Origin of the sequence: Nodosilinea sp. LEGE 07298, from assembly GCF_015207265.1 — a bacterium.
Taxonomy (GTDB): domain Bacteria; phylum Cyanobacteriota; class Cyanobacteriia; order Phormidesmidales; family Phormidesmidaceae; genus Nodosilinea.
Genome location: NZ_JADEXE010000399.1, coordinates 1 through 5,019 on the forward strand (window position 1 = coordinate 1; position 5,019 = coordinate 5,019).

At 59.1% G+C, this 5,019-nt stretch carries 5 protein-coding genes; 3 read left to right on the forward strand and 2 right to left on the reverse strand.

All coding sequences use genetic code 11. The features are described 5' to 3' along the window. Positions 1-60: 60 nt before the first annotated feature. The 3 genes from IQ273_RS30245 (at position 61) to IQ273_RS30255 (ending at position 3,261) form a co-directional block, all read left to right on the forward strand. Positions 61-930 (forward strand): nitrate ABC transporter ATP-binding protein, encoded by an 870-nt coding sequence (locus IQ273_RS30245; RefSeq protein ID WP_228054184.1) that lies wholly within the window; start codon positions 61-63, stop codon positions 928-930. 1 nt (position 931) lies between these two features. Continuing rightward, positions 932-1,783: a DUF6671 family protein gene (locus tag IQ273_RS30250; RefSeq protein WP_194026801.1), complete on the forward strand. Its 852-nt coding sequence runs from the start codon at positions 932-934 to the stop codon at positions 1,781-1,783. A gap of 191 nt (positions 1,784-1,974) precedes the next feature. After that, the gene (locus IQ273_RS30255; protein ID WP_194026802.1) at positions 1,975-3,261 is read left to right on the forward strand and encodes an HhoA/HhoB/HtrA family serine endopeptidase; all 1,287 of its coding nucleotides are present in this window, start codon (positions 1,975-1,977) and stop codon (positions 3,259-3,261) included. Positions 3,262-3,295: 34 nt separating this feature from the next. Here the strand turns inward: IQ273_RS30255 and IQ273_RS30260 are convergent, their stop codons facing one another. Further along, a complete protein-coding gene (locus IQ273_RS30260; RefSeq protein WP_228054186.1) occupies positions 3,296-3,877 on the reverse strand; it encodes a Rieske 2Fe-2S domain-containing protein in 582 nt (193 codons plus the stop codon). 197 nt (positions 3,878-4,074) lie between these two features. After that, on the reverse strand, positions 4,075-5,001 hold the full coding sequence (locus IQ273_RS30265) for a hypothetical protein (protein ID WP_194026803.1): 927 nt from the start codon (positions 4,999-5,001) through the stop codon (positions 4,075-4,077). Between the last annotated feature and the right edge of the window lie 18 nt (positions 5,002-5,019).

Below are 5,019 nucleotides of genomic sequence, written 5' to 3' on the forward strand. Positions count from 1 at the left end.
TCCCAGGAGGGGAAGAATTACCGAACTTCTCCGATTTCACCCAATTCAAGGAGTTATCTAATGCAACCCACCCCGATCAAGGTTAAGTCCCGTCGCCCTGCCCACCTCGAACTGGTGGATCATGCCCAGCCTTCCCCCGATCAGGGCTTTCTGGTCTTTGATCAGGTCTCCAAAAGCTTTCCCACCGCCAAGGGCGTGTTCCCAGTTCTAGAAAACGTCAACCTGACGATTCAGGAGGGTGAGTTTGTCTGCTTCATCGGCCACTCGGGCTGCGGCAAATCGACTCTGCTCAGCCTAGTTTCAGGCTTTCAGCAGGCGACGGGGGGCTCCGTTACCCTCAACGGCAAGCCCATTCTCAAACCCGGCCCCGATCGCATGGTGGTCTTTCAAAACTACGCCCTGCTGCCCTGGCGCACCGTATTTGAAAACGTCTACCTGGCGGTAAAAACGGTGTGGCCCACAAAGCCCGAAGCCCAAAAGCGTGCGATCGTGCGCGACCACCTGGCCATGGTGGGGCTCACCGAAGCCGCCGACAAGCGCCCCGACCAGATCTCCGGCGGCATGCGCCAGCGGGTCTCCATCGCCCGTGCCCTGGCCATTCGCCCTGAGGTGCTGATTCTCGACGAACCCTTTGGAGCGCTCGATGCCATCACCAAAGAAGAACTCCAGGAAGAACTGCTGAAGATCTGGAACGACCACCGCTGCACAGTCTTGATGATCACCCACGATATCGACGAGGCATTATTTCTAGCCGATCGCCTGGTGATGATGACCAACGGCCCTGCCGCCACCATCGGCGAGGTAATGGACATTCCCTTTGAGCGGCCCCGCGATCGCGACCAGATTATGGAAGACCCCCAGTACTACCAGCTGCGCAACTACGCCCTCGACTTTCTCTATAATCGCTTTGCCCACGATGAGGGAGTCTAGGATGGCTAACCCCCGCGACTGGTTTGCTGGCCGGGTAGCAGTGCTGGCCACCATGCACCGCAAAGAGCAGGCGATCGCCCCCCTGCTCGAAGCCCACTTGGGCGTCACCGTCACGGTGCCCCCCGCCTTTGACACCGACGGCTTTGGCACCTTCACGGGCGAGGTAAAGCGCCCCGCCAATCAGCTCACCACCGCCCGCCTCAAAGCCGCCGCCGCCCTGCGGCAAACCGGGGCCACCCTGGCGATCGCCAGCGAGGGCAGCTTTGGGCCGCACCCACAGATTCCCTTTGTGGCCTGCGATCGCGAAATCGTCCTGCTGTGCGATCGCCAACATCAGCTCGAACTTGTGGGTGAGTGTCTTTCCCCCAACACCAACTACCGCCAGCAGGTGGTTCGCAGTTGGGCAGAGGCCAAAGCCTTTGCCTCCACCGTAGGCTTTCCTAGCCACGGGCTGATCGTGCGGGCCGACGACACCGAGATCGCCAAGGGCATTACCACTGCCGAAGAGCTAGAAACGGCGGTGGTGACAGCTATGCAGCAGTCCCCCAGTCGCCAGGCCCGCCTTGAAACCGACATGCGGGCAATCTATAACCCCACCCGTATGGAGGTGATTGCCCAGGCGACCCAAGCGCTGCTCAACGTTACTTCTCAAGCCTGCCCCGCCTGTGGCTGCCCCGGCTTTAGCGAGGTAAAACGCTGGCCTGGCCTACCCTGTGGCCACTGTGGCACCCCTACGCCCATGACCTTGTCAGTTCGATACCAGTGCCAGCAATGCCAGCATCAGCAAGATGCCCCCTGCCCCAACTCACCGACCGTGGCAGATCCTACCTACTGCCTCTACTGCAATCCGTAGCGTCTACAAAGGGTGCTGCGCCAACTAATCGAGGGTGGCAGCAGCAGATGAGACGTTGACATTCCCCTGCCACAGGATTGCCATAGGGATTCTCTAAAGTGAAATAGCAACTGGATGGGCACTGCTTCGCTACGGCAGTGTGATTGTTCTGCTCTCACACCATCCTGCGCTTCATCTTTGGAGACTAAACCATGAGAACCCATCCCCGCCCGCTTGCTGATAGTTCTGAATTTTCGACCAATGGCATTGAGCCTGGGCCACCGAGAAAGGCTAAATTTTCTAAACGATTAGGAACGTCTGTCGCACTTGTGTTGCTAGGTGCTGGCATTGCCACAGGTTTGAGCTACGAATTTCACCAGGTAAACCAGGGGTCAATGCCCATGCAGACGGCTGGAGCGGCGGTAGCGCCAGTGCCCACCTCAGGCTCCGCTCCGCTCCTAGGTGCCGCCGCCGACCCAAACTTTGTTGAGGGCATTGTCAACCAGACGGGGCCAGCGGTGGTGCGCATTGACTCCAGCCGCACAGTGGCGACTCAAGTGCCCGATGGCTTTAATGACCCCTTTTTTCGCCAGTTCTTTGGCAATCAGGTGCCCGACTTGCCTGCCGATCACACTGAACGCGGCGTGGGTTCTGGGTTTATCACCCGCAGCGATGGTCGAATCATCACCAACGCCCACGTCGTGGACGGGGCCGACCAGGTGAAGGTCACCCTCAAGGATGGCCGCAGCTTCGACGGCAAGGTGCTGGGTGAAGACCCCGTCACCGATGTGGCCGTGGTGCACGTCGAGGCCAAAGACCTGCCCACGGTGAATTTGGGCAACTCAGATCAGCTCAACCCTGGGCAATGGGCGATCGCCATTGGCAACCCCCTCGGCCTCGACAACACCGTCACCGCTGGCATCATTAGCGCCACCGGGCGATCGAGCGGCCAGGTGGGCATCCCCGACCAGCGGGTCAACTTTATTCAAACCGATGCCGCCATCAACCCCGGTAACTCCGGCGGCCCCCTACTCAACGACCAGGGCCAGGTAATCGGCATGAACACCGCCATTATTCAGGGGGCGCAGAGCATTGGCTTTGCCATCCCGATCAACACAGTGCAGCAGATCGCTGACCAACTGGCCAGCCAGGGCAAGGTCGATCACGCCTACCTGGGCATTCAGCTAGTCACCCTCACCTCCGAGGTGAAGCAAACCCTCAACAGCGACCCCAACAGCGGCCTCAGCGTTAGCGAAGATCAGGGCGTACTGGTGGCTCGCGTCATGCCTGACTCGCCCGCCGCTAAGGCGGGGCTGCGGGCGGGGGATGTGATTCAGCAGATTGATGGCGAGGCTGTCACCCAGGCCGACGAGGTGCAGAGCCTGGTCGAAAGCAGTGCCATCAACAGCCGTCTGAGTCTGCAAATCAAGCGCAATGGCCAGAGCGAAACCCTTACGGTGCAGCCGGGGGCATTGCCCGCGCAAAATAGCGGACAGTAGCCGACAACCTCTACAGCCGGCCAATCCCTAGGGTCTAGCTGGGGCTTGGCTCCCGTGGGTCAATAATCGGAGCCTGATCGACTAGGCGAATTTGATTTTGCTTAGCTAACACTGTGACTATGGGCAGCGATCGCGCCGCTGGCCCCTGCAAAACCCGCCCCTCTGCATCGTACTGAGAGCCGTGGCAGGGGCAAACAAACCGATTCTGCTCAGCATTCCACGGCACGGTACAGCCCAGGTGGGTGCAGATCGGTCGCAGGGCGTAGGGGGCGATGGCTGGCCCTGTCTCAATCACCAAGTAGGTTAATTCAGTTTCGGGTAGCCCTTTGACAGGAGCAGGCACCCCCGGCGTAACCGTGGGCAAAAAGGCGTCTAGGGCGATCGGCGTTTCGTTCAGGTCAAGGGCCTGCACTCCCGGCAGATAATCGGCACAGCGGGAGTTGTAGGGAAAGGTAGAGCAGAGAGTTTCGAGATCAACTTCCCTAGCGGAGCTGCTGCTTTGCCAGAGGCTGCCCAGCGCCAGGGTCCCCACGCCGCCCCCCGCAAAATAACGCAGAAACCGCCGTCGCGGCAGCGAAAACGGCTGCCGGGAATGATTGGATTTAGGAGGCATCATGACATTGTTGGGTAAACGTCTGGGCGAAAGGGCGAAAGTGAGAAATTAGCGTTGCTGAGTCGAAAGAATTATCTTCAATAGCAACACATTCGTGTGGCCGCTTAATCCCCCAACATGGAGAAATTTTGGGAATTCTGGCTGCCCCAAAACTCAAGAGGTTAGAGCAGATCATGCCTGTATTCAGCAATGCCGAACATCTAGCGCAGGGCATCGCCAATGGTTTTGCCAACTGTGGGGCTCTGCCAATAGCTACCGTGGGCATCGCCCCCCCAGAGCAGCGGCACGATAGTCTGCTGAAAGGGCCGGGTCAGCAGTCCTGGCTTTTCGGTAATCACATCCTGCATTTGCACGTAGGTCTGGGAGGTTTGCAGCAGCATGGGCACCACCCCCTCCAGCGGGTAGGCAATGGGGTCGCCGGGATGAATGAAGTTGCGCCAGGGTAGGGGCTGCCCCTGGCGGAGCACAAAGAGGGCATCTAAAAATTCCTTCAGGCTGCTAGTCAAATCGTGGGAGCTTTCGCCGGTCAGCGACAGCAGGCTAAACAGCGCGATCGGTGACCCCATGGTGTGAATGCTTGCCACCGGCAGGCCCACGCCAGGGTTTGTGCCCAGACCAAACAGGGCATTGCGGATCTGGCTCACCACCTGGCGAATGTCATGGGTGTTGGTGTCTTGATCCAGACGCGAATCTTCCCAGCGGCCCGCAAACAGAATGTCGAATAAGATCACGGTGCCCATGCTGTGGGTCACCAAGTGCAGACGATCCTTCGAACTAGCTCCGGCCATTGGCCCCAGGGCAATATCGCGAATGCGGTAGACCACCTGAGCCCCTACGTGGCGGCTCAGGTACAGGGCGGCATCGCCGACAAATTCGACAATTTCTTGGCGGCGAAAGTCTCGAAACAAAAGGTTTTGCCACTGGGATGAAGCTTGCAGACCCTGGACAAGTTTTTGCTGGGGGGCCACGTTGAGGTCACCCCAAAACAGAAAAATGGGCTTGAGGGTGCGGCTACTGTCGTTGAGCGATCGCCGAATGCCCTCTAGCAACCCCAGGCAGGTTTGCTGAAACGCTTCCTGACTGCGGTTTTTCACGCCGTGGACAAAGAGAACATAGTCGGTGGTCATGGGCGAACTCCTTTAGGC